This is a genomic window from Pseudomonas multiresinivorans (genome assembly GCF_012971725.1).
In the GTDB taxonomy this organism is placed as follows: Bacteria; Pseudomonadota; Gammaproteobacteria; order Pseudomonadales; family Pseudomonadaceae; genus Pseudomonas; species Pseudomonas multiresinivorans.
Genome location: NZ_CP048833.1, coordinates 213,958 through 236,212, shown reverse-complemented (window position 1 = coordinate 236,212; position 22,255 = coordinate 213,958). Strand labels below are relative to the sequence as shown.

General features: G+C 66.0%; 21 protein-coding genes and 1 other RNA gene. 15 read left to right on the top strand and 7 right to left on the bottom strand.

Features of this window, described 5'->3' with window-relative positions:
- Window positions 1-2: 2 nt before the first annotated feature.
- The 6 genes from G4G71_RS01090 (at window position 3) to G4G71_RS01065 (ending at window position 7,302) form a co-directional block, all read left to right on the top strand.
- Entirely contained in the window at window positions 3-929 is a 927-nt protein-coding gene (locus G4G71_RS01090) for an ABC transporter permease (protein ID WP_169935065.1), read from the top strand.
- Entirely contained in the window at window positions 929-1,735 is an 807-nt protein-coding gene (locus G4G71_RS01085; protein ID WP_169942454.1) for an ABC transporter permease, read from the top strand. Before G4G71_RS01090 ends, G4G71_RS01085 begins: the two co-directional genes overlap by 1 nt.
- Before the next feature lie 21 nt (window positions 1,736-1,756).
- A complete protein-coding gene (locus G4G71_RS01080; RefSeq protein WP_169935064.1) occupies window positions 1,757-2,794 on the top strand; it encodes an ABC transporter substrate-binding protein in 1,038 nt (345 codons plus the stop codon).
- A gap of 167 nt (window positions 2,795-2,961) precedes the next feature.
- On the top strand, window positions 2,962-4,422 hold the full coding sequence (locus tag G4G71_RS01075; protein WP_169935063.1) for an amidase: 1,461 nt from the start codon (window positions 2,962-2,964) through the stop codon (window positions 4,420-4,422).
- Between the two features lie 27 nt (window positions 4,423-4,449).
- A complete protein-coding gene (locus G4G71_RS01070; RefSeq protein WP_169935062.1) occupies window positions 4,450-5,769 on the top strand; it encodes a malonyl-CoA decarboxylase in 1,320 nt (439 codons plus the stop codon).
- Window positions 5,770-5,778: 9 nt separating this feature from the next.
- Window positions 5,779-7,302: a malonate--CoA ligase gene (locus G4G71_RS01065; RefSeq protein WP_169935061.1), complete on the top strand. Its 1,524-nt coding sequence runs from the start codon at window positions 5,779-5,781 to the stop codon at window positions 7,300-7,302.
- Between the two features lie 162 nt (window positions 7,303-7,464).
- Here the strand turns inward: G4G71_RS01065 and G4G71_RS01060 are convergent, their stop codons facing one another.
- Window positions 7,465-8,442, bottom strand: a complete 978-nt coding sequence (locus tag G4G71_RS01060; RefSeq protein WP_169935060.1) for an NADPH:quinone oxidoreductase family protein — start codon at window positions 8,440-8,442, stop codon at window positions 7,465-7,467.
- Between the two features lie 148 nt (window positions 8,443-8,590).
- On the opposite strand from G4G71_RS01060, the gene G4G71_RS01055 reads away from it, so the two are divergent.
- The 4 genes from G4G71_RS01055 (at window position 8,591) to G4G71_RS01040 (ending at window position 14,166) form a co-directional block, all read left to right on the top strand.
- Complete coding sequence (locus tag G4G71_RS01055) at window positions 8,591-9,004, top strand: flagellar basal body-associated protein FliL (RefSeq protein WP_169935059.1); 414 nt, start codon at window positions 8,591-8,593, stop codon at window positions 9,002-9,004.
- Between the two features lie 228 nt (window positions 9,005-9,232).
- Window positions 9,233-10,306 carry an HlyD family secretion protein gene (locus tag G4G71_RS01050; RefSeq protein WP_169935058.1) on the top strand — a complete coding sequence of 358 codons (1,074 nt, stop codon included), beginning with the start codon at window positions 9,233-9,235 and terminating at the stop codon, window positions 10,304-10,306.
- Window positions 10,303-13,038, top strand: coding sequence for a ribosome-associated ATPase/putative transporter RbbA (gene rbbA, locus G4G71_RS01045; protein ID WP_169935057.1), 2,736 nt, complete (start codon window positions 10,303-10,305; stop codon window positions 13,036-13,038). The genes G4G71_RS01050 and rbbA overlap by 4 nt, the downstream gene beginning before the upstream one ends.
- 3 nt (window positions 13,039-13,041) lie before the next feature.
- Window positions 13,042-14,166: an ABC transporter permease gene (locus G4G71_RS01040; RefSeq protein WP_169935056.1), complete on the top strand. Its 1,125-nt coding sequence runs from the start codon at window positions 13,042-13,044 to the stop codon at window positions 14,164-14,166.
- 113 nt (window positions 14,167-14,279) lie between these two features.
- Here the strand turns inward: G4G71_RS01040 and G4G71_RS01035 are convergent, their stop codons facing one another.
- Together G4G71_RS01035 and G4G71_RS01030 are read right to left on the bottom strand one after the other, a co-directional pair.
- A complete protein-coding gene (locus G4G71_RS01035; protein ID WP_169935055.1) occupies window positions 14,280-16,118 on the bottom strand; it encodes a sensor domain-containing diguanylate cyclase in 1,839 nt (612 codons plus the stop codon).
- A gap of 44 nt (window positions 16,119-16,162) precedes the next feature.
- Window positions 16,163-16,624 (bottom strand): EVE domain-containing protein, encoded by a 462-nt coding sequence (locus G4G71_RS01030; protein ID WP_169935054.1) that lies wholly within the window; start codon window positions 16,622-16,624, stop codon window positions 16,163-16,165.
- A 308-nt stretch (window positions 16,625-16,932) separates the two neighbouring features.
- On the opposite strand from G4G71_RS01030, the gene G4G71_RS30020 reads away from it, so the two are divergent.
- Window positions 16,933-17,067: a hypothetical protein gene (locus G4G71_RS30020; RefSeq protein ID WP_128082560.1), complete on the top strand. Its 135-nt coding sequence runs from the start codon at window positions 16,933-16,935 to the stop codon at window positions 17,065-17,067.
- A 24-nt stretch (window positions 17,068-17,091) separates the two neighbouring features.
- Here the strand turns inward: G4G71_RS30020 and G4G71_RS01025 are convergent, their stop codons facing one another.
- The 4 genes from G4G71_RS01025 to G4G71_RS01010 form a co-directional block, all read right to left on the bottom strand.
- Window positions 17,092-17,721, bottom strand: a complete 630-nt coding sequence (locus G4G71_RS01025; protein ID WP_169942452.1) for a 5-formyltetrahydrofolate cyclo-ligase — start codon at window positions 17,719-17,721, stop codon at window positions 17,092-17,094.
- A 9-nt stretch (window positions 17,722-17,730) separates the two neighbouring features.
- Window positions 17,731-17,909: non-coding RNA, 6S RNA (gene ssrS / locus G4G71_RS01020), on the bottom strand.
- Between the two features lie 31 nt (window positions 17,910-17,940).
- Window positions 17,941-18,270, bottom strand: coding sequence for a cell division protein ZapA (locus G4G71_RS01015; RefSeq protein ID WP_169935053.1), 330 nt, complete (start codon window positions 18,268-18,270; stop codon window positions 17,941-17,943).
- Window positions 18,267-18,476, bottom strand: coding sequence for a TIGR02449 family protein (locus G4G71_RS01010; protein ID WP_017521390.1), 210 nt, complete (start codon window positions 18,474-18,476; stop codon window positions 18,267-18,269). The genes G4G71_RS01015 and G4G71_RS01010 overlap by 4 nt, the downstream gene beginning before the upstream one ends.
- A gap of 182 nt (window positions 18,477-18,658) precedes the next feature.
- Here G4G71_RS01010 and G4G71_RS01005 point away from each other — a divergent pair, with 182 nt between their 5' ends.
- From G4G71_RS01005 to G4G71_RS00990, 4 genes are read left to right on the top strand one after another with little or no spacing between them, the layout of a single operon-like run.
- Window positions 18,659-19,213: a UPF0149 family protein gene (locus tag G4G71_RS01005; RefSeq protein ID WP_169935052.1), complete on the top strand. Its 555-nt coding sequence runs from the start codon at window positions 18,659-18,661 to the stop codon at window positions 19,211-19,213.
- Window positions 19,214-19,221: 8 nt separating this feature from the next.
- A complete protein-coding gene (pepP, locus tag G4G71_RS01000) occupies window positions 19,222-20,556 on the top strand; it encodes a Xaa-Pro aminopeptidase (RefSeq protein ID WP_169935051.1) in 1,335 nt (444 codons plus the stop codon).
- 1 nt (window position 20,557) lies between these two features.
- Window positions 20,558-21,742: a 2-octaprenyl-6-methoxyphenyl hydroxylase gene (ubiH, locus tag G4G71_RS00995; RefSeq protein WP_169935050.1), complete on the top strand. Its 1,185-nt coding sequence runs from the start codon at window positions 20,558-20,560 to the stop codon at window positions 21,740-21,742.
- A 4-nt stretch (window positions 21,743-21,746) separates the two neighbouring features.
- Window positions 21,747-22,229 carry a DUF4442 domain-containing protein gene (locus tag G4G71_RS00990; protein WP_169935049.1) on the top strand — a complete coding sequence of 161 codons (483 nt, stop codon included), beginning with the start codon at window positions 21,747-21,749 and terminating at the stop codon, window positions 22,227-22,229.
- The last annotated feature ends 26 nt before the right edge of the window (window positions 22,230-22,255 follow it).

Below are 22,255 nucleotides of genomic sequence, written 5' to 3'. Positions count from 1 at the left end.
GCATGAACCCGTTATCCACAACCTCCGGCAATGCGCTGGAGCGGCGCCAGGCGCTGCGCAGCTTCCTTGGCGTATCGCCCGCGCTGGTGTCCATCGGCCTGTTCCTGATTGTGCCGATCTTCATCGTCGTCGGTTACTCGCTGATGCAGGCCAACCCTTACGGTGGCGTGAACCCGCACTTCAGTATCGACGCCTACGTCTCGCTGCTGTTCGAGCGCCAGCTCGACGACAGCCTGGCCTTCGCCGACTCCTACGTGATGATCGCGCTGCGCTCCATCGGCATCGCCGCGGCGACTACCGTGATCACCCTGCTGCTGGGCTTCCCGGTGGCGGTGTGGCTGGCCATGCAGCCGGCGCACCGTCGCGGCCTGCTGATCTTCCTGATCACCGTGCCGTTCTGGGCCAACCTGCTGATCCGCACCTACGCCTGGATCCTGCTGTTGCGCGGCACCGGTGTGGTCAACGGCACGCTGATGAGCTTAGGGCTGATCCACCAGCCGCTGAACCTGCTCTACACCGACGGCGCCGTGCTGCTGGGCCTGGTCTACACCTACGCGCCCTTCGTTGTGCTGCCGATCTACGCGACCCTCGAGAAGATGGACATGCGCCTGCTCGAAGCGGCCCAGGACCTTTACGCCGGGCGTATCCGCACCCTGCGCAAGGTGGTCCTGCCGATCGCCCGGCCGGGGATTCTCGCCGGCGCCATCCTCACCTTCGTGCCCTGCCTGGGCGCGATGATCGCCCCCGAGCTGCTCGGCGGCGGCACCAAGATGATGCTCGGCAACCTGATCTTCCGGCAGTTCAGCGACTCGCGGAACTGGCCCTTCGGCGCGGCGCTGTCGCTGGTGCTGATGGGAGCCGTGATGCTGGTGCTGATGTTCTACGCGATGCGCGCCGAGCGCCTGCGCATCGCCCGGGGAGGTGAATGATGCTCTCGCTGCTGACCAAGCGCCGTCTGGGCGTGCAGGATTTCCGTGGCTTCGGCGTCCTGAGTTTCCTGTTCTACCTGTACCTCTACGCGCCCATCGTGGTGCTGGTGGTGCTGTCGTTCAACGCCAACCAGTCCGCCACCGTGTGGACCGGCTTCAGCCTCGACTGGTACCGCAGCGCCTTCGCCAACCAGGCGCTGCGCCAGGCCGCCGGCAACAGCCTGCTGATCGCCGTGTGCGCCAGCGTGATCGCCACGGCGATCGCCACCCTGGCCGCTCTGGGCACCTCGCGCGGGGCCAAGTTCAAGGGCCTGCGCCTGTCCATGGGAACGATCATGCTGCCGCTGGTGCTGCCCGAGATCGTGGTCGGCGTCGCCACCCTGGCGCTGTTCTCCACCCTCGGCCTGTCGCTGGGCTACGGCAACCTGATCATCGCCCACACGGTGTTCTGCATCCCGTTCGCCTACCTGCCGATCCGCGCGCGGCTGAACGACATGGACCTGTCCCTGGAGCAGGCCGCCGCCGACCTCTACGCCGGGCCCTGGCGGACCTTCCGCAAGGTCACCCTGCCGCTGCTGATGCCGGGGATCTTCTCCGGGGTGATGCTCGCCTTCATCGTCTCGCTGGATAACTTCGTGATCTCGATGATGGTCTCCCAGGCCGGTACCACCACCTTGCCAATCTTCATCTTCGGCCTGTTGCGCATGGGCGTGACGCCCGATGTGAACGCGGTGTCGACCCTGATCCTTGGCGTTTCCGTGCTGTTCGTAACCCTGTCCTACCTGCTCGGCAAGAAGAAGGCCTGAGCCCACATACCGGAGTAGAAGATGAGCAAACTGATCGCTGCTGTAGGGGCCTCGCTGACGCTGGGCCTGGCCATGGCCAACGCACAGGCCGCCGAGCAACTCAACGTGGTGAGCTGGAGTGGCTATTTCACCCCGCAGATCCTGGAGAAGTTCGAGAAGGAAAGCGGCATCAAGGTCACCGTGGATTCCTATGACTCCAACGAGACCCTGCTGGCCAAGCTCAAGCAGGGTGGCACCGGTTACGACGTGGCGATTCCCTCGCACCAGTTCGTGCCGATCCTGATCCAGGAAAAATTGCTGGAGCGCTTCGACCCGGCCGGCCAGCCGTACTACGCCAACGTCGAGGACAACCTGAAGAAACCCGCCTGGGACCCGGAAGGCGCCTACGCCGTGCCCTTCATCTGGGGCACCACCAGCGTGGTGCTGGACAGCGCGAAATACAGCGGCCCGGCCGACAGCTACTCGGTGCTGTTCACCCCGCCGAAGGAGCTGCAGGGCAAGATCAACATGTTCGACTCGGCCAGCGAAGTGATCGACACCGCCAGCCTCTACCTGGGCATCCCGCTGTGCAGCGAGGACCCCAAGCAGATGCAACAGGTGCTGACCCTGCTGAAGACCCAGAAGCCCTTCGTGAAGACCTACAGCTCCAAGGCCGGCTCGATCCGCGAGAACCTGGCCTCGGGCGAAGTCGACATGTCGATGTTCTGGGGCGGCTCGTCGATGCGTGCGCGTGAGATGAAATCCAGCCTGAAGTACCTCTACCCGAAAGAGGGCGTGATGGCCTGGGTGGACAACCTGGTGATCCCGGCCGGCGCCAAGCACCCGGAGAACGCGAAGAAGTTCATCGCCTTCCTCAGCCAGCCGGAAAACTCGGCGATGACCCAGAACTTCCTCAAGCACCAGAGCCCGATCAAGGGCGTGGAACCCTTCCTCGATGCCAGCCTCAAGGATGCGCCGGAACTGCACATCCCCGAGGGCACCAAGGTGGTGTTCAGCAAGACCTGCGGCGAAGGCGCGATCCGCCTGGCCGACCGTATCTGGACCAACCTGATGCGCTGATCTCGCCAGACGGGAATACGGCACAGCGATGCACGCGTGCGCCAGCTCGGCGCAGCGGCATCGCTCGGCCTGAAGAACGCAACAAGCCTCGCCTGCCAGCGGGGTTGCTGAACCCGACATAGGCTTCCCATCTGCCGGAAGCTCCCGATGAAAGAAGGCCGCGCTCCATGAGCCAGTACAAGCACAACAACGAACTCGTCCAGCTCCAGGCCCATGAACTGGCCCAGCACATCCGCCTGCGCCAGGTGTCCTGCCGCGAAGTCATGCAGGCGCACCTGGCGCAGATCGAGCGCTACAACCCGGCGGTCAACGCCATCATCAGCCTGCAGCCCGAAGAGCAGCTGCTCGCCGAGGCCGACCTGCGCGACGCCGAGCTGGCGCGCGGCGAATACCGCGGCTGGATGCATGGCCTGCCTCATGCGGTGAAGGACCTGTCGCTGACCCAGGGCATCCGCACCACCCTCGGCTCGCCGCTGTTCCGCGACTATGTGCCCGAACGCGACGGCATCATGGTCGAGCGCATCCGCGCGGCCGGCGCCGTGCTGATCGGCAAGACCAACACCCCGGAATTCGGTCTCGGCTCGCACAGTTACAACCCGATCTTCGGTGCTACCGGCTGCGCCTACGCGCCCGAACGCACCGCCGGCGGCAGCAGCGGTGGCGCGGCGGCGGCCCTGGCGCTGCAGATGGTCCCGGTGGCCGACGGCAGCGACATGATGGGCTCGCTGCGCAACCCCGCGGCCTTCAATAACATCGTCGGCTTCCGTCCGTCCCAGGGCCGCGTGCCCTTCGACGACAGCGCCGACCTGTTCATCGACCAGCTCGGCTACGAAGGTCCGATGGGCCGCAGCGTGCAGGATGTGGCGCTGCTGCTGTCGGTGCAGGCCGGCGGCGATGCCCGCGCGCCGCTGTCCATTGCCGAGAGTGGCGAGCAGTTCGCCGGCAGGCTGGAGCGCGACTTCAAGGGCGCGCGCCTGGGCTGGCTGGGCGACCTGGGCGGCCACCTGCCGATGGAAAAGGGCGTGCTGGAGCTATGCCGCAAATCCTTCGCCGACTTCGAAGCCATTGGCTGCCACATCGAAGACACCGCCATGGGCTTCTCCGCCGAGCGTCTCTGGGACACCTGGCGCACCCTGCGTCACTGGATGGTCGCCGGCTCCCTCGGCGCGGCCTATACCGATCCGGCCAAGCGCGAACTGCTCAAGCCCGAGGCGATCTGGGAAGTGGAGAACGGCCTGAAGCTGTCCGCCATGGACGTGTTCCGTGCCTCTGCCGCGCGCAGCGACTGGTACCGCGCCATCAGCCAGCTGTTCGAGCGCTACGACTACCTGCTGCTGCCCAGCGCGCAACTGTTCCCGTTCGACAAGAGCTGGGACTGGCCGAAGGAAGTCGCCGGCAAGGCCATGGATACCTACCACCGCTGGATGGAAGTGGTGATCCCGGCCACCCTGTCCGGATGCCCGGTGGCCAACGTGCCGGTGGGCTTCAATGAACAGGGCCTGCCCATGGGCATCCAGATCATCGGCAAGCACCAGGCCGACATGGCCGTGCTGCAACTGGCCCACGCCTACGAGCAGGCTTCGCGCTGGTACCAGCGCTGCCCGCCGCCCATGCTGAAGGGCGACTGATCACTTATTCACAAGCGAGGGGGACGCATGAACATCAGCTTCTTCCAGGAACTGCTGCAGAGCATCAGCGAGCGCGGCCGGCAATTGCTGGAGTCGCGCGAACCGGCGCCGGGCAATGCCCAGGCGCTGGCGCAGGCCTGTCGCAAACTGATTTCCGGCCACGGTGAGGCTTCCGGCGTGGCGCTGGCGCGGCAGGTGCTGTGCGCCTACCGCGACTGCCCGGAGGAGCAGCAGAAGGCTTTCTTCGACACGCTGCTCAAGGACTTCGCGCCGCCCCATGACGCGCTGGCCGAAGCCTGCCAGCGCTATCTCGACGATCCTTCGTCGGCCAACACCACGAAGCTGTTCGAGGCCAGCGAACCGCCGCGCCAGGAACTGTTCCGCCGCCTCAATCAGGCGCCGGGCGGTACCGCTGAGCTGATCGCCATGCGCCGCCGGCTGCTGGGGGAACTCAAGGGCAAGCCCGAGCTGGCGGCCGTGGATCACGACCTGCAGCACCTGCTGGCGTCCTGGTTCAACCGTGGCTTCCTGGTGCTGCGGCGCATCGACTGGTCGACCCCGGCGTCGATCCTGGAAAAGATCATCAAGTACGAGGCCGTCCACGCCATCAAGGACTGGGACGACCTGCGCAGCCGCCTGCAACCGGCCGACCGCCGCTGCTTCGCCTTCTTCCACCCGGCGCTGGCGGAAGAACCGCTGATCTTCGTCGAGGTGGCGCTGACCCGTGCGATGCCCGGTGCGATCGCCGATATTCTGGAGCCTGGTTCGCCCGCGCAGCCGCTGGAAGAACCCGACACCGCCGTCTTCTACTCCATCAGCAACTGCCAGGACGGCCTGCGCGGCATTTCCTTCGGCAACTTCCTGATCAAGCAGGTGGTGGAAGAGCTGGCGCGGGAGATTCCCGGCCTGCGCCAGTACGTCACCCTGTCGCCGGTACCCGGCTTCCGTCGCTGGCTCGACGGCCTGGGCGACGACCCGCAACTGGGCGCGGCCGCCGCCGACCTGCTCAAGGCACTCAAGCCCGACGCGCCGCCACCGCCGCGCACCGAGCAGCCGCTGCTGGCGCTGGCCGCCGAATATTTCCTGCACGCCAAGAATGGCGCCGGCCTGCCGCTCGACCCGGTGGCACGCTTCCACCTTGGCAACGGCGCTCGCCTGGAGCGCCTGAACTGGCGCGGGGACCTTTCCGCCAGCGGCCTGCGCCAGGCCGCCGGGCTGATGGTCAATTACCGCTACGAACTGCGCCAGATCGAAAAGAACCACGAAGCCTACGCCAACCAGGGCGCGGTCGCGGCCTCACTCGAGGTGCGCAAGCTCGCGACGCTGTCGGCGAAAACAAAACGCTAGGACCTCACCATGAACCAGAGCCTTTTCGCCGAAGTCGGCAAGCACCTGCCCAGCGACCTGTCCAAACCCTTCATCCGCACGCCATTGGGTGGCGGCTACAGCTATGCTGACATGCTGCGCAGCACTTCGCAGTTCGCCCATGCGCTGGTGGAACTCGGCGTGCAGCCGGGCGACCGCGTTGCCGTGCAGGTCGACAAGAGCCCCGAGACGGTGATGCTCTACCTTGCCGTGCTGCGCGTTGGCGCGGTCTACCTGCCGCTCAACAGCGGTTATACCGGCGATGAGCTGCGCTACTTCCTCGACGACTCTGAGCCTTCGCTGTTCGTCTGTGCGCCGGCCTTCGAAGCCCAGGCACGCGAACTGGCCGAAGCCAGCGGTGTGGCTCGTGTGGCGACCCTGGGTGACCAGGGCGACGGCTCGCTGATGGACGCCGTGCATGGCAAGCCGGGGCGCTTCGTCGACGTGCCGCGCGCCTCCAGCGACCTCGCCGCGATCCTCTATACCTCCGGCACCACCGGGCGTTCCAAGGGGGCGATGATCAGCCACGGCAACCTCGTCTCCAACGCCCACGCACTGGTGGATGCCTGGCAGATCACCAGCGAGGACTGGCTGCTCCATGCGCTGCCGATCTTCCACATCCACGGCCTGTTCGTGGCCTGCAACAGCCTGCTGATGGCGGGCGGTTCGATGCTCTTCCTCAGCAAGTTCGACGCCGCGCAGATGCTCCGCCTGCTGCCCCAGGTGAACCTGCTGATGGGCGTGCCGACCTTCTACACCCGCCTGCTCGACCAACCCGGCCTGACCCGCGAGGCGGTGGCGCACATGCGCCTGTTCATCTCAGGTTCCGCGCCGCTCACCGCCGAGACCCACAAGGCGTTTTCCGAGCGTACCGGCATGGCGATCCTCGAGCGTTACGGCATGACCGAGACCGGCATGAACACCTCCAACCCGCTGGATGGGGAGCGCATCGCCGGCACCGTTGGCTTCCCGCTGCCGGGCGTCGAACTGCGCATCACCGATCCTTCGCAGTCCGAGCCGACCCCGCTGCCCCAGGGCGAGCCGGGGATGATCGAGGTGCGTGGGCCGAACGTGTTCCAGGGCTACTGGCGCATGCCGGAGAAGACCGCCGAGGAACTGCGCGCGGACGGCTACTTCATGACCGGCGACATCGGCTTCATCGACGACAAGGGCTACGTGCAGATCGTCGGCCGCAACAAGGACATGATCATCAGCGGCGGCTTCAACGTGTACCCCAAGGAGCTGGAGGAAATCCTCGACACCCTGCCGGGCGTGGTCGAGTCGGCGGTGATCGGCGTGCCGCATCCGGACTTCGGCGAGGGCGTTACCGCTGTGCTGGTGGCCACCCAGGGCCAGGCGCCGAGCGAGGCCCAGGTACTCGCCGCGCTGGACGGCAAACTGGCGCGCTTCAAGCAGCCCAAGCGGGTGATGGTGGTCGATGCGCTGCCGCGCAATGTGATGGGCAAGGTGCAGAAGAACGTGCTGCGCGAGCAGTTCAAGGCGCTGTATTCCTGAGCTCCGGCCTGACGCTGTTCGCGAGCAAGCTCGCTCCTACGAAAAGCGCTCCACAGCTGGGTGTAACTGTAGGAGCGAGCTTGCTCGCGAATCGCCCAACGCCGGAGCGACGCAATGAAAAAGCCCCGCATCAGCGGGGCTTCTTCATGTCGTGCAAAGCTATCAGCGAACCGTCACCACCACCTTGCCCACCGCCTTGCGCTGGCCCAGGTGATTGATTGCGTCGGCGGCTTTCTCCAGCGGGAAGGTCTGCGACACCAGCGGCTTGATCTTGCCTTCGGCGAACCACTTGAACAGCTGCTGGAAGTTCGCCGCGTTGTCCTGCGGCTGGCGCTGGGCGAAGGAGCCCCAGAACACGCCGACCAGCGAGGCCCCCTTGAGCAGGGTGAGGTTGGCCGGCAGAGCCGGGATGGTGCCGCTGGCGAAGCCGACCACCAGCATGCGGCCGTTCCAGGCGATGGAGCGGAAGGCTTCTTCGAACAGGTCGCCACCGACGGGATCGTAGATCACGTCCACGCCCTGGCCGCCGGTGATTTCCTTGAGCTTGTCCTTCAGGCTGCCTTCGCTGTAGTTGATCAGCACGTCGGCACCGGCGGCCTTGGCCACTTCCAGCTTGGCCTCACTGCTGGCGGCGGCGATCACCTTGGCGCCCATGGCCTTGCCGATTTCCACGGCAGCCAGGCCCACGCCACCGGAGGCGCCAAGCACCAGCAGGGTCTCGCCCGGTTGCAGATTGGCACGCTGCTTGAGTGCGTGCATGGAAGTACCGTAGGTCATGCCGAAGGCGGCGGCGCTGGCGAAGTCCATGCCGTCGGGGATCGGCATCACGCTGTAGCCGGGCACCGCCACTTCCTCGGCGAAGCTGCCCCAGCCGGTCAGCGCCATCACGCGGTCGCCGGGCTTCACATGGGTAACCTTCTCACCGACCGCGCCGACCACACCGGCAGCCTCGCCACCCGGAGAGAACGGGAAGGGCGGCTTGAACTGGTATTTGCCCTCGATGATCAGCGTGTCGGGGAAGTTCACCCCGGCGGCATGCACCTGCAGCAGGACTTCGTTCTTCTTCGGCTCGGGGCTGGCGATGTCTTCCAGCACCAGGGTTTCGGCGGGGCCGAAGGCTTTGCACAGCACGGCTTTCATGGGGAGTACTCCACTCTGGGTATGGCCGCAGTGTAGGAGCGCAGGCGAAGGGGGCAAATCACCATGGTCTGGGCTTATGCCCCGATATAGCTTGGGCGGCGGCGCGAGTGTGGCTATCCTTTCGCCCATCGAATCCGGAGACATCGCCTTGAGAGCTTTCCTCGCCCTGTTGCTGGTCCTTTCCTTCAGCCCCTTCGTTATCGCCTCCGAGTCCGAAGAGGCCAAGCCGGAAGACGCCAACAAGCCGGTCTTCGTCGACCTCACGCCCGCGCTCGTCGGCAATTACGGCAGCGGTCCGCGCCTGAAGTACTTCAAGGCCGATATCGCCCTGAAGGTTATCGGCAAGGAAGCGTCGGAGAAGGTTGAGCACCACGAGCCACTCATCCGCAACCAGTTGGTCATGCTCTTCGCTCAACAGACCGACGACTCCCTCGGCAGTGTCGACGGGAAGGAGAAGCTGCGCCAGGAAGCCCTCAAGCAGGTGCAGACGGTCATCCAGCAGGAAGAAGGCAAACCACTGGTCGACGACCTGCTGTTCAACAACCTGATCGTCCAGCCCTGAGCGTTTCCCGAGGCGCCTGCATGAGCGCAACTCATCTGCGTACCGCAGGCGCCTCCGTTTTCCAGCTGCGGCCACCCGCCGCAATGCCGGTCTGAAAGTCCCGCCGCGCAAGGCGCGTAGGGAATTTCCTCTGCGCGCCTGACCTGAATCAAACCCCATTTGCCGCCGGTCGCCGAACATCCCCTCATGACTCGCTCGAATTCGAGCGCCTGGACAAGGGGAAATCGGATGACAGGAAACGCAAAAAGCTGGCGCACCCGCGGTCTCGCGGTGCTGGTGGTGGCCGTGCTCGCCGCGCTGGCCTGGCAGACGTTCAAGCCGACCGGGCTGGGCGAAGGTTTTGCCAGCGGCAATGGGCGTATCGAAGCCACCGAGGTGGATGTCGCGACCAAGCTCGCCGGGCGGGTGGCGGAAATCCTCGTGGACGAAGGCGACTTCGTGAAGACCGGCCAGGTTGTCGCGAAGATGGACACGCAGGTGCTCCGGGCCCAGCTGGCACAAGCCGAGGCCGAGGTGCGGCGGGCGCAGAACGCCAAGCTCACCGCCGAGTCCCTGGTGGCCCAGCGGCACAGCGAGAAGGCCACCGCCGAAGCCATGGTCGCCCAGCGCCAGGCCGAGCTGACCGCCGCTCAGAAGCGCTTCACCCGCACCGAGCAACTGGTCAAGCGCAACGCCCTGCCGCAACAGCAACTCGACGATGACCGCGCGACCCTGCAGAGCGCCCAGGCGGCGCTGGCTGCGTCGCGCTCGCAGGTTGTCTCGGCTCAGGCCAGCATCGCTGCCGCCAGCTCCCAGGTGATCGAGGCGCAATCGGCCATCGAGGCCGCCACTGCGAGCACCGTGCGCCTGCAGGCCGACATCGACGACAGCGACCTCAAGGCCCCGCGCAACGGCCGCGTGCAGTACCGCGTGGCGCAGCCGGGCGAGGTCCTGCCGGCCGGCGGCAAGCTGCTCAACATGGTCGACCTGGCCGATGTCTACATGACCTTCTTCCTGCCCTCGGGCCAGGCCGGCAAGGTCGAGCTGGGCCAGGAAGTGCACCTGGTGATCGATGCGGTGCCGGAGTACGTGATCCCGGCGAAAGTGTCCTATGTCGCCAGCGTCGCGCAGTTCACGCCCAAGACCGTGGAGACCGCCAACGAGCGCGAGAAGCTGATGTTCCGCGTCAAGGCGCGCCTCGATCCGGGCCTGCTGGAGAAATACATCACCTACGTGAAGACCGGCGTGCCGGGCATGGCCTATATGCGCCTCGACCCGCAGGTGGAATGGCCGGCTGACCTGCAGATCAAGGTCCCGCAATGAGCGGCGCCGGCTGCGTGGCGCATCTCACCGGCGTCTCGCTGCGCTACGGCGAGACCCGCGCGGTGGACGACGTCAGCCTGGCAATCCCGGCCAACCGCATGGTCGGCCTGATCGGTCCGGATGGCGTCGGCAAGTCCAGCCTGCTGGCGCTGCTGGCCGGCGCGCGGAAGATGCAGGACGGTGAAATCCAGGTGCTCGGCGGCGACATGCGCGATGTACGCCATCGCCGCGCCGTGTGCCCGCGGATTGCCTATATGCCGCAAGGCCTGGGCAAGAACCTCTACCCGACGCTCTCGGTGTTCGAGAACGTCGATTTCTTCGGTCGCCTGTTCGGCCATGACAAGGCCGAGCGCGAGCGGCGCATCGCCGACCTGTTGCAGAGCACCGGGCTCGCGCCTTTCGCCGAGCGGCCGGCGGGCAAGCTGTCCGGTGGCATGAAGCAGAAGCTCGGGCTGTGCTGCGCGCTGATCCATGACCCCGACCTGCTGATACTCGACGAACCCACCACCGGCGTCGATCCGCTGTCGCGCAACCAGTTCTGGGAATTGATCGGCCGTATCCGCGCCGGTCGCGAAGGTATGAGCGTGCTGGTGGCCACCGCTTACATGGAGGAGGCCGAGCGCTTCGACTGGCTGGTGGCGATGGACGAGGGCAAGGTGCTCGCCACCGGGACACCCGCCGAGTTGCGCGAGCAGACATCGACGCAGAACCTCGAGGAGGCGTTCATTGCGCTGCTGCCCGAGAGCAAGCGTGCCGGCCACCACAAGCTGGTCATTCCCCCGCGTCTGCAGAATGACGGTGCACCGCAGATCGCCATCGAAGCCGAGGGGCTGACCTGTCGCTTCGGCGATTTCGTCGCGGTGGACCATGTGAGCTTCCGCATCGAGCGCGGGGAAATCTTCGGCTTCCTCGGTTCCAACGGCTGCGGCAAGTCCACCACCATGAAGATGCTCACCGGCCTGTTGCCGGCCAGCGAAGGCACCTGCGCGCTGTTCGGCCAGCCGGTCAACGCCAACGACATGGAGACTCGCCGCCGCGTGGGCTACATGTCCCAGGCGTTCTCGCTGTACGCCGAGCTGACGGTGCTGCAGAACCTCGAACTGCACGCGAAACTCTTCCACCTGCCGCCTGAACAGATCGGTCCGCGCGTGGAGGAAATGCTCCAGCGCTTCGACCTCGGCAAGGTCCGCAACGAACTGCCCGACAGCCTGCCGCTGGGCATTCGCCAGCGCCTGTCGCTGGCCGTGGCAGTGATCCACAAGCCGGAAATCCTGATCCTCGACGAGCCCACCTCGGGCGTCGACCCGGTAGCCCGCGACGGCTTCTGGGAGCTGATGGTGGAGCTGTCGCGCAACGATGGCGTGACCATCTTCATCTCCACCCACTTCATGAACGAGGCCGAGCGCTGCGACCGCATCTCGCTGATGCACGCCGGCAAGGTGCTCGACAGCGACACACCGCAGGGGCTGATCGACAAGCGCGGCCTGCCGACGCTGGAAGCCACCTTCATCGCCTACCTGGAAGAAGCCGCTGGCAGCGCGCCAGTGCCGGAAACGGCCCCTGCGCCGGAACCAACCACTGAATCCACGCGCTACAAGGGCAGCGATCGCTTCAGCTGGCTGCGCCTGTTCAGCTACGCGCGGCGCGAGGCCATGGAGCTGCGCCGCGACCCGATCCGCCTGACCCTGGCGCTGGTCGGCACTGCGCTGCTGATGTTCATCATCGGCTACGGCATCAACATGGATGTCGAGGACCTCACCTACGCCGTGCTCGACCGCGACCAGACCACCACCAGCCAGGCCTACGCGCTGAACATCGCCGGCTCGCGCTACTTCATCGAGAAGCAGGCGATCCAGGATCCGGATGACCTGGAGCGGCGCCTGCGCAGCGGCGACATCAGCCTGGCGGTGGAGATCCCGCCGAACTTCGGCCGCGACCTCAAGCGTGGCGCCGACCCGGCCATTGGCGTGTGGATCGACGGCGCCATGCCGACCCGCGCCAACACCGTGCTCGGCTACGTGCAGGGGCTGCACGCCAGTTACCTCGCCGACCTCGCCCGGCAGAACGGCAGCGCTGCTGCCAGCGCGGCGGCCAGCACCGAGGTGCGCTACCGCTACAACCCGGACGTGGAGAGCCTGAAAGCCATGGTGCCGGCGGTGATCCCGCTGCTGCTGATCATGATCCCGGCGATGCTCACCGCCCTGGGCGTGGTGCGGGAGAAGGAGCTGGGCTCGATCACCAACCTCTACGTCACGCCGGTCACGCGCCTGGAATTCCTGCTGGGCAAGCAGCTGCCCTACATCGGCATGGGCATGATCAACTTCGTGCTGATGCTGGCCATGGCCGTGCTGCTGTTCCAGGTGCCGCTCAAGGGCAGCTTCCTCGCGCTGCTGGTCGGTGCGTTCCTCTACGTGGTGACCAGCACCGGGCTCGGCCTGCTGCTCTCGACCTTCATGAAGAGCCAGATCGCCGCGGTGTTCGGTACCGCCATCGCCACCATGATCCCGGCGATCCAGTTCTCCGGGTTGATCCACCCGGTGTCGTCGCTGGAAGGCGCGGCGGCCTTCATCGGCCAGCTCTACCCGACCTCGCACTTCCTCATCATCAGCCGTGGCGCCTTCTCCAAGGCGCTGGGCTTCCCCGACCTGTGGGTCTACTACCTGCCGCTGGCGGCGATGATCGTGGTGCTGACGCTGCTCAGCGTGGCCTGCCTGAAGAAGCAGGAGGACTGAGCCATGAAGAAGCTGGCGAACATCTTCAACCTTGGCATCAAGGAATTCCGCAGCCTGGGCCGCGACTACGCGATGCTGATCCTGATCGCCTGGGCCTTCACCCTGGGTGTCTACAGCTCCGCCACCGGCGTGCCGGAAACCTTGCACCACGCGCCCATCGCCATCGTCGACGAGGACCAGTCGCAGCTCTCCTCGCGCATCGTCAACGCCTTCCAGCCGCCGTATTTCCGTACACCGGAGATGATCGGCCACGCGGAGATGGACCGTGGCATGGACGTCGGCCTGTACACCTTCACCCTGGACATCCCGCCGGACTTCCAGCGCGACGTGCTGGCCGGGCGGCAGCCGGCGATCCAGGTCAACGTCGATGCGACGCAGACCGGCCAGGCCTTCTCCGGCGCCGGGTACATCCAGAACATCGTCGGCACCGAGGTGCGCGAGTTCGTCAGCCGCTACCGTGCCGAGTCGGCGATGCCGGCGGAGCTGGCGGTGCGCATGGAGTTCAACCCGAACCTGACGCAGGCCTGGTTCGGCGCGGTGATGGAGGTGATCAACCAGATCACCATGCTGTCGATCATCCTCACCGGCGCCGCGCTGATCCGCGAGCGCGAGCACGGCACGGTGGAGCACCTGCTGGTGATGCCGCTGACCGCCTTCGAGATCATGATGGCCAAGGTCTGGTCGATGGGCACCGTGGTGCTGGTGGCGGCAGCGATCTCGCTGCAACTGGTGGTGCGCGGTTGGCTGGACGTGCCGATCAGCGGCTCGGTGGGGTTGTTCCTGCTGGGCGCGGCGCTGCACCTGTTCGCCACCACATCGATGGGCATCTTCCTCGGCACCGTGGCGCGCTCGATGCCGCAGCTGGGGCTGCTGGTGATCCTCACGCTGATGCCACTGCAGATTCTTTCCGGCGGCACCACGCCGCGCGAGAGCATGCCGGAGCTGGTGCAATACATCATGCTGGCGGCGCCGACCACGCATTTCGTCAGCCTGGCCCAGGCGATTCTTTATCGTGGGGCCGACCTGTCCATCGTCTGGCCGCAGCTGCTGGCCATCGTCGGAATCGGTGCGGCGTTCTTCAGCGGCGCGCTGTGGCGCTTCCGTCGGACCATCGGGCAGATGGCCTAGGCCGGCTTTTCGTAGGAGCGAGGGGGACGCCTAGTTCTTGCTCGCGAACCCGCCCGACGCCGACGCTGCCGGTCAATCCGTTCGCGAGCAAACTCGCTCCTACAGGGGAACTGTTACTCCACCGGCCACACACACGTCTGATTCCGCCCCTTGTGCTTCGCCGCATACAGCGCACGGTCGGCCTGCGCGATCAGCTGGTCCGGCTCGGCGTCCTGGCCGTGCGTGGCAATGGCCAGGCCGATGCTGACCGTCAACCGTCCCAGTTCCGCCGCCGGATGGGCGATGGCGAGTTCCGCCACGTGCTGGTGGATGCGCGCTGCGACGTGCCCGGCGCCCTCGGCACCGGTGTCGGTGAGGATGATCACGAACTCTTCGCCGCCAAAGCGGCAGGCCACGTCGCCCTCGCGTTGCAGGCACTCCTGCAGGCAACTGGCAACACGCCGCAGGGCATCGTCGCCAGCGAGGTGCCCGAGACAGTCGTTGAAGCGCTTGAAGTGGTCGACGTCGAGCATCAGCACCGCCAGCGGCGCGTCGGCCCGGCGCAGGCGGCGCCATTCGCTCTGTAGCTGGCGGTCGAAGTAGCGGCGGTTGTACAAGCCGGTCAGCCCGTCCTGTTGCGACAGCTTCTGCAATTGCGCCTCCAGTTGCAGGCGCTCGCTGTTGTCGCGGGCCACGGCGATCAGGTAGTCGCGGTCGCCCTGGTGGATCAGCTGGGTATTGATCTCGGCAGGCTGCAGGCTGCCGTCGCGGCGCTGCATCTCGCGCTGGAAGATCATCGACAGGTTCAGTCGGTGCGCCTGCTGTACCAGCTGGATCCAGGCATGGAAGCCGGGAATCAGCCGTTCGGGGTCATCGCGCAGCAGGTGGCGGAAGTCCTCGGCGCTGTAGCCCAGGGCATTGTAGGTGGCGCGATTCATGTGCAGCAGCTCGCGGTGCTGCAGGTCGAAGATGAACAGCGCGTCGCGGCTGGAGTCGGTGAGGTCCAGCGCGAGCTGCAGGCGTTCGCGGCTCTCGTGCAGGGTGGCCTCGACGGACTGGCGCTGTTCAGCCTCCTGGTTGAGCAACTGGTTGCTGGCGCTCAGGGCGGTGGCACGGCGGGCGTTCTCTCGGGCGAGGAACAGCGCTGCCACCAGCAGGAGGCTGATCGCGACGCCGCCGCCAAAGACCACCAGCGGCAACGGCGAGGACAGTGATCTGACCAGTTGCGCCGTCGGGCTGAGCTCCAGTTCGAAGCTGTGGTTGTTGAGCAGGCGCAGCGGCACGCGCAGGGTCTGGTCGGCATCGCTATCGGGCTGCTCGCGCACGTAAAGCGGGCGCCCGTGCTCCAGCAGGCGGACGGTGAACAGCTGGTTGTCGAGCTGTTGCAGCAGGTTGTCCATCAGGTTGCCGACGCGGAACACGCCCTGCATGAACCCGTCGAATTGCAGCTCATTGTCCGCGCCACGGATGAACACCGGCGTATACAGGACGAAGCCGCGGCCGCCCTGGAGCAGCTCCACGCTGTCGCTCAGGCGCGGCTTGCCGCTGTCGCGGGCGGCGATGGCGGTGGCGTAGTTGGGGTGATGGTCGGTGAGGTGGAAGTTCAGCGCCGCCTCGTTGCCCTGCAAGGGCTCCAGCCAGCGGATGCGCAGGTCCGGCCCTGACCACTGGATCGACTGGTAGCCGGGGAAGCTGCGCACGTAGAAGCGTGCGTCCAGCTCCCATTCGGCGCGGGGCATGCGGCCGTGGTGGGTCCACAGTTGGGCGAGCAGGTCCAGGCCCTGGACCTGCTCGTGGAGGTTGGCTTCCAGCTGGTGTGCCAGGCTGCGCCCCTGGTAGGTCAGGCGCTCCTGCACGCGCTGCCGTTCACTGCCTGCCAGCTCCTCGCCGAGCCAGGCGCTAGCGAGCAGGAGCACGCAGAGCAGACCGCCAAGCCCGAGGTAGGTAGCTAGTGAGGACTGAAGGCGGTGCATGCGGTGAATTCCGGGAGCTTCAGTAACCTAATAGCACAGTGCCTCTATTTGTGCGCCAGGCCGACGACAATCGCCCATTGTTCAGCGGTGACCGGCATGACCGACAGGCGGCTGCCCTTCTGTACCAGGGGCATCTCCTCCAGCCCGGCCTGGGCCTTGAGCGTGCCCAGCGGCAGCACCGAGCGGAAGGCCTCGACGAAACCGACGTCGCGGGCCGTCCAGGGGTTCTTCTCTGCGCTGGCCTTGGGGTCGTGGTAGTGGCTTTTCGGGTCCAGCGCGGTCGGGTCCGGGTAGGCCTCGCCCCTTATTTCGGCAATGCCGGCAATGCCCGGCTCCGGGCAGCTGGAGTGATAGAAGAAGAACAGGTCTCCCGGCTGCATGCTTCGCATGAAGTTGCGTGCCTGGTAGTTGCGCACGCCGTCCCAGCGCGCGGTCTTCAGGCGCTGGAGGTCGTGGATCGAAAGTTCGTCGGGCTCGGATTTCATCAGCCAGTAAGCGCGTGCCATCCGCGAGGGTCTCCTTGTGCGTGGCGGGTCGTGACCGTTTTTTATTAAAGATAGGTGGTTCCCTGCGACAAGCTGCCGGCTCGCCGGGAACAGAATGTAGGAAGAATATGTAGGAATATCGGCATGAACATTGCCTGAAAGTGCCGGGAGTTTCGGGGGCGGCCGATCCTCCGACGACCGGTTGGCGCCAGAATTGCGAGACGCCCTGCATTGTCGGAGAATGCCGCCGTTTTTAGCTTGGCCTGCCGGACGGATCAAAAACCACCGCCGGCCGTCATGAACAATTGCCTGGAAGGGGGAGGCAATCGATGAAGCGCAAGCCTGATCTTTTGTGGGTGTTGGTAATACTTTTCGGCCTGGGTGTCGTCACGACCGGTTACACCCAGAGCCTGTGGGAACAACGCCAGGGCAACGCCCCGGTGCAGGTCACCCAGCAGCCCTGATTCGCCGGGGTGCTATCGAGACGGCTATCGCAAGGACCGCGATGCCGTAGCGAGACGGCCATACCAGCCGCCATCCGTCACAATGCCCATCAGCGGCACATCCCAGCTCGCCAGCTCCAGCTTATCGACCTTCTGGCATTCATGCGCCAGGCCCAAAAGCGTCGGTTTCTGCCAATTTTTGCGCATTCCCAGGTAGGCCAGGGTCCGGTCATAGAACCCCTTGCCCATGCCCAGCCGGCCGCCCTGTGGATCGAAGCCCACCAGTGGCAGCAACAGCAGGTCCAGCGCCCAGGCCGGGCGCTGGCGCCGACGGTCGGCCAGCGGTTCGGCGATGTTGAAGCGATTGCGTACCCAGCGCTCGCCGATGCCGACCTGCTGGAAGGTCATGTGCGTGCGCGGCCAGTCCGAGAGCACCGGCAGGTAGGTTGCCTTGCCGCGCTGCTGCGCAGCCTTCATCAAGGGACGCGGGTCGATCTCGCCGTCAGCCGGCAAATACAACGCAATGTGCTTCGCCCGGCGAAACAGTGGATGTTGCGCGAGTTGGCGGTACAGGGCTTGTGCGGCGAGGCGTTGCTGGAGGGGCGTGAGTGCGCGTCTGGCCTGGCGCAGTTGGCGGCGCAGGGCAGGGCGGGAGAGGGAATCTGCGTGGATCATGGAAGGGTAAAGCTCCCCGGACATGCCGCTGTCGGGTTAGCCCTTGAACCCGAGAGTTCAAGGTGGTGGTTGCAGTAGGCTTTAAGGCTTTCCGTCGTGCGGACATGCACACCAGCCCAACTGGCAACCCCCGTTGTTGCAATTATCGGCTCAGGGACATCACCGACTGGCCAACACACCAGGGAGCGAGGCAATTATACCCCAAGGAAATTTCCCTGGTCAGACTTCACCCTGATCCTTATCAGTGATAAGGGGATCGGTGGTCAGTGCGCGGTCCACGCGCTCGAGCAGTTCACGCACGCGCTCGCGGGTGGAGCCGCTGTCCTGCTCCACGCGCTCCTGCTTGTGCAGCAGGTCGTGGGTGATGTTCAGGGCGGCCATCACCGCAACGCGGTCGGCACCGATCACTTTGCCGCTGGAGCGGATCTCGCGCATCTTGCTGTCCAGATAGCGCGCCGCGCTTTCCAGGTTGACGCGCTCGTCCGGAGGGCAGGCGATGCAGTACTCCTTGTCGAGGATTTGGACGTTCAGGGTGTTCGACTGGCTCATGAGTCCTGCTCCAGGGCTTTAAGACGCAAAATCATCGCTTCGACCTTCTGCCGAGCCAAATCGTTCTTCTCGATCAGATGGGCGCGTTCTTCCCGCCAGCTTTTCTCGTTCGCCCGCAGCAGCCGGTTCTCGGCCTTGAGCTGTTCCAGGCGCTGGAGCAGCAGGTCGAACTTGGCGATCAGCGCGTGCAGGTCGGCGTCTTCCATGGGCTCTCGCTTGGGAGTTGCTTAAGTAATCGAGAACTATATAGGACTGCCGTGGGGGTGGGTCAACGCACGGCGGCCCGTCGAGTCGTCACATGGTCTTGCGGTGTGCGCCGGTGCTAGGATAACGGACCATATTCTATGCGCGGCGCCTGATGGCGCCTAGCCGTCATCCGGGTTCGATCATGTCCACTTCCAGCTCCGCCTACACCGCTTTCGCCGCCCTGCTTGCCGAGGCCGCCCTGCCCATTTCCCCTGCCGAACTGCACGGCCACCTGCTCGGTCGCGTCTGCGCCGGCAGTGGCTTCGACCAGGCGGAATGGCTGCAGGCCGCCGGCGACCTGCTCGGCGGTGAGCCCGGCGAGCGCCTGGGCGCGGCTCTCGGCGGCCTGCTGGGCATGGTCCAGCAGGACTTCAGCCAGGGCGAGATGGCCGTGGTGCTGATGCTGCCCAACGACGACGCGCCGCTGGGCGAGCGCGCCGTGGCCCTCGGCCAGTGGTGCCAGGGCTTCCTCGCCGGCTTCGGCCTGGCACTGCGTGCCCCCAGCCTGTCGGACGAAGCCGACGAAGTGCTGCAGGACATCGCCGCCATCGCCCAGGTCGGTGGCCAGCTGGAAGAATCCGAAGACGGCGAGGCTGACTACATGGAAGTGCAGGAATACCTGCGCGTGGCCCCGCTGCTGCTGTTCTCCGAATTCGGCAAGGTGCCGGCACCGGCCGAGAAACCCTCCCTGCATTGAGGTCGCGCATGATCCGTATCGCCAAGTCGGAATACGCCCGTCGTCGCAAGGCGCTGATGGCGCAGATGGAACCCAACAGCATCGCCATTCTCCCGGCGGCGCCGATGTACATCCGCAACCGCGACGTCGAGCACGTCTACCGGCAGGACAGCGACTTCCAGTACCTCACCGGCTTCCCCGAGCCGGAAGCGGTGGTGGCGCTGATCCCCGGTCGCGAGCACGGCGAGTACGTGCTGTTCTGCCGCGAGCGCGATCCGGAGCGTGAACTCTGGGACGGCCTGCGCGCCGGCCAGGACGGTGCCATCAGCACCTTCGGCGCCGACGATGCCTTCCCCATCGGCGATATCGACGACATCCTGCCGGGCCTGATCGAGGGCCGCGACCGCGTGTACTACGCGCTGGGCGCCAACCAGGAATTCGACCGCCGGCTGATGGAGTGGATCAACGTGATCCGCTCCAAGGCGCGCCAGGGCGCGCAGCCGCCGAACGAGTTCGTCGCCCTCGACCACCTGCTGCACGACCAGCGCCTGTACAAGAGCGCCGGTGAGGTGAAGGTGATGCGCTACGCCGCGGAAGTTTCCACCGGCGCGCACATCCGCGCCATGCAGGCCTGCCGTCCGGGACTCTATGAATTCCACCTGGAAGCCGAACTGGAATATGCCTTCCGCCTGGGCGGCGCAAAGATGCCGGCCTACGGCTCCATCGTCGCCACCGGGCGCAACGCCTGCATCCTGCACTACCGGGAGAACGACGCGCAGATCAAGGACGGCGACCTGATCCTGATCGACGCCGGCTGCGAGATCGATTGCTACGCCAGCGACATCACCCGCACCTTCCCCGCCAGCGGCACCTTCAGCCCCGAACAGAAGGCCATCTACCAGTTGGTGCTGGACGCGAACATGGCCGCGTTCGACTACATCGCCCCGGGCCGCCACTGGAACGAAGCCCACGAGGCCACCGTGCGGGTCATCACCGCCGGCCTGGTGGAACTGGGCCTGCTCAAGGGCGAAGTCGACGAACTGATCGAGCGCGAAGCCTACAAGGCCTTCTACATGCACCGCGCCGGCCACTGGCTGGGGATGGACGTGCACGACGTCGGCGAATACCGCGTCGGCGGCGAATGGCGCGTGCTTGAGCCGGGCATGTCGATGACCGTCGAGCCGGGTATCTACATTTCGCCGGACAACACCGATGTGCCGAAGAAGTGGCGCGGCATCGGCGTGCGCATCGAGGACGACGTGGTCGTCACCAAGACGGGTTGCGAAGTGCTGACCAACGGCGTGCCGAAAACCGTTGCCGAGATCGAAGCGCTGATGGCCGAAGCCAAGGCCCAGGCCGCCTGACATGCAACGTACGCAACTGGCCATCATTGGTGGCGGGCTCGTCGGTGCAAGCCTTGCGCTGATTCTCCAGGCCGGCGCCCGTGCGCGCGGCTGGCAGATCGTGCTGGTCGAGCCCTTCGCCCCCGGTGATGCCTACCAGCCCAGCTATGACGCGCGCTCCTCGGCGCTGTCCTTCGGCAGCCGGCAGATCTACGAGCGCCTGGGGCTCTGGCAGCAGATATCCCAGCGCGCCGAACCCATCACCCAGATCCACGTGTCCGACCGCGGCCGCTTCGGCGCCGCGCGCCTGACGGCGGTGGAAGAGGGCGTTCCGGCGCTGGGCTACGTGGTGGAAAACGCCTGGCTCGGCCAGTGCCTGTGGCATGCGCTGGACCCGGAAGTGGTGAGCTGGCGCTGCCCGGCCGAAGTCCGCCGGATGGACGCCCTGGGCGATGGCTACCGACTGACCCTGGACGACGACTCGCAGCTGGATTGCGACCTCGCCGTGCTGGCCGATGGCGGCCGTTCCGGCCTGCGCGAGCAACTGGGCATCAACGTGCGTTCCTCGTCCTATGGCCAGACCGCGTTGATCGCCAACATCAGCCCGTCCGAGGCCCATCGCGGGCAGGCTTTTGAACGCTTCACCGAAAACGGCCCGCTGGCCCTGCTGCCGCTGCCGGAAAACCGTTGCGCGCTGGTCTGGACCCGCAATGGCAGTGACGCCGAGCGCCTGCGCGAGCTACCCGACGCGGCCTTCCTCGCCGAATTGCAGGACGCCTTCGGCTACCGCCTGGGCACCCTGCGCCAGGTCGGCGTGCGCCATGGCTACCCGCTGAGCCTGACCGAGGCCGACGAACAGATTCGCCCGCACCTCGTGGTGCTGGGCAACGCTGCCCACAGCCTGCACCCCATTGCCGGGCAGGGCTTCAACCTGTCGCTGCGCGATGCCAAGGCGCTGGGCGACCGCCTGCTGCAGGAAGACGCTGCGCCGGGCGATTTCGCCGTACTGCAGCGTTACCTGGACGGCCAGCGTCTCGACCAGCAGATGACCGTCGGCTTCTCCGACCGCGTCACCCGCCTGTTCTCCAACGACCAGCCGCTGCTGGCCACCGGCCGCAACATCGGCCTGCTCGGCCTTGACCTGCTGCCGCCGGCCAAGCGCTGGTTCGCCCGCCAGGCCATGGGCCTGGGCGCCCGGCCGGTCTGATTCGATGGATTCTCGCAAAAGCTCCCGCCGCGCCCGCCTGCTGCGTTTCGGCCTGAACCTCTACCCGCCGTATCTCGGCGCCGGGGTGCGGGTGCGCCACATCAGCGCGGATTTTCGCGAGGTGCGGGTGAAGATGGGCCTGAACCTGTTCAACCGCAATTACGTCGGCACCCAGTTCGGCGGCAGCCTGTACAGCATGACCGATCCCTTCTTCATGCTGATGCTGATGGAGAACCTGGGGCGCGAGTACATCGTCTGGGACAAGGCCGCCAACATCGAATTCGTCAGCCCCGGCAAGGGCCCGGTGTACGCCGAGTTCCGTATCGACCAGCACCTGCTCGATGAAATCCGCGAGCACACCGCCAGCGGCGCGAAGTACCTGCCGCGCCTGCACGCCGAAGTGCGTGATGGCGAAGGCACCCTGGTGGCGCGGGTGCAGAAGACCCTGTACGTCCGGCTCAAGCCGCGCGCGCGGCAGGCCGCTTGAATTTCGATGCCCGCGCCGACGCTGCG

Excerpts from the sequence above, each read along its gene's own strand:
- G4G71_RS01085 (WP_169942454.1), top strand. The coding sequence starts at position 929 with ATGCTCTCGCTGCTGACCAAGCGCCGTCTGGGCGTGCAGGATTTCCGT.
- G4G71_RS01010 (WP_017521390.1), bottom strand. The coding sequence starts at position 18,476 with ATGGAAGACGCCGACCTGCACGCGCTGATCGCCAAGTTCGACCTGCTG.
- G4G71_RS01035 (WP_169935055.1), bottom strand. The coding sequence starts at position 16,118 with ATGCACCGCCTTCAGTCCTCACTAGCTACCTACCTCGGGCTTGGCGGT.
- G4G71_RS30020 (WP_128082560.1), top strand. The coding sequence starts at position 16,933 with ATGAAGCGCAAGCCTGATCTTTTGTGGGTGTTGGTAATACTTTTCGGC.
- rbbA (WP_169935057.1), top strand. The coding sequence starts at position 10,303 with ATGAGCGGCGCCGGCTGCGTGGCGCATCTCACCGGCGTCTCGCTGCGC.
- G4G71_RS01015 (WP_169935053.1), bottom strand. The coding sequence starts at position 18,270 with ATGAGCCAGTCGAACACCCTGAACGTCCAAATCCTCGACAAGGAGTAC.
- G4G71_RS00990 (WP_169935049.1), top strand. The coding sequence starts at position 21,747 with ATGGATTCTCGCAAAAGCTCCCGCCGCGCCCGCCTGCTGCGTTTCGGC.
- G4G71_RS01040 (WP_169935056.1), top strand. The coding sequence starts at position 13,042 with ATGAAGAAGCTGGCGAACATCTTCAACCTTGGCATCAAGGAATTCCGC.
- G4G71_RS01030 (WP_169935054.1), bottom strand. The coding sequence starts at position 16,624 with ATGGCACGCGCTTACTGGCTGATGAAATCCGAGCCCGACGAACTTTCG.
- G4G71_RS01050 (WP_169935058.1), top strand. The coding sequence starts at position 9,233 with ATGACAGGAAACGCAAAAAGCTGGCGCACCCGCGGTCTCGCGGTGCTG.
- G4G71_RS01075 (WP_169935063.1), top strand. The coding sequence starts at position 2,962 with ATGAGCCAGTACAAGCACAACAACGAACTCGTCCAGCTCCAGGCCCAT.
- G4G71_RS01065 (WP_169935061.1), top strand. The coding sequence starts at position 5,779 with ATGAACCAGAGCCTTTTCGCCGAAGTCGGCAAGCACCTGCCCAGCGAC.
- G4G71_RS01025 (WP_169942452.1), bottom strand. The coding sequence starts at position 17,721 with ATGATCCACGCAGATTCCCTCTCCCGCCCTGCCCTGCGCCGCCAACTG.
- G4G71_RS01005 (WP_169935052.1), top strand. The coding sequence starts at position 18,659 with ATGTCCACTTCCAGCTCCGCCTACACCGCTTTCGCCGCCCTGCTTGCC.
- G4G71_RS01060 (WP_169935060.1), bottom strand. The coding sequence starts at position 8,442 with ATGAAAGCCGTGCTGTGCAAAGCCTTCGGCCCCGCCGAAACCCTGGTG.
- ubiH (WP_169935050.1), top strand. The coding sequence starts at position 20,558 with ATGCAACGTACGCAACTGGCCATCATTGGTGGCGGGCTCGTCGGTGCA.
- G4G71_RS01090 (WP_169935065.1), top strand. The coding sequence starts at position 3 with ATGAACCCGTTATCCACAACCTCCGGCAATGCGCTGGAGCGGCGCCAG.
- G4G71_RS01080 (WP_169935064.1), top strand. The coding sequence starts at position 1,757 with ATGAGCAAACTGATCGCTGCTGTAGGGGCCTCGCTGACGCTGGGCCTG.
- pepP (WP_169935051.1), top strand. The coding sequence starts at position 19,222 with ATGATCCGTATCGCCAAGTCGGAATACGCCCGTCGTCGCAAGGCGCTG.
- G4G71_RS01070 (WP_169935062.1), top strand. The coding sequence starts at position 4,450 with ATGAACATCAGCTTCTTCCAGGAACTGCTGCAGAGCATCAGCGAGCGC.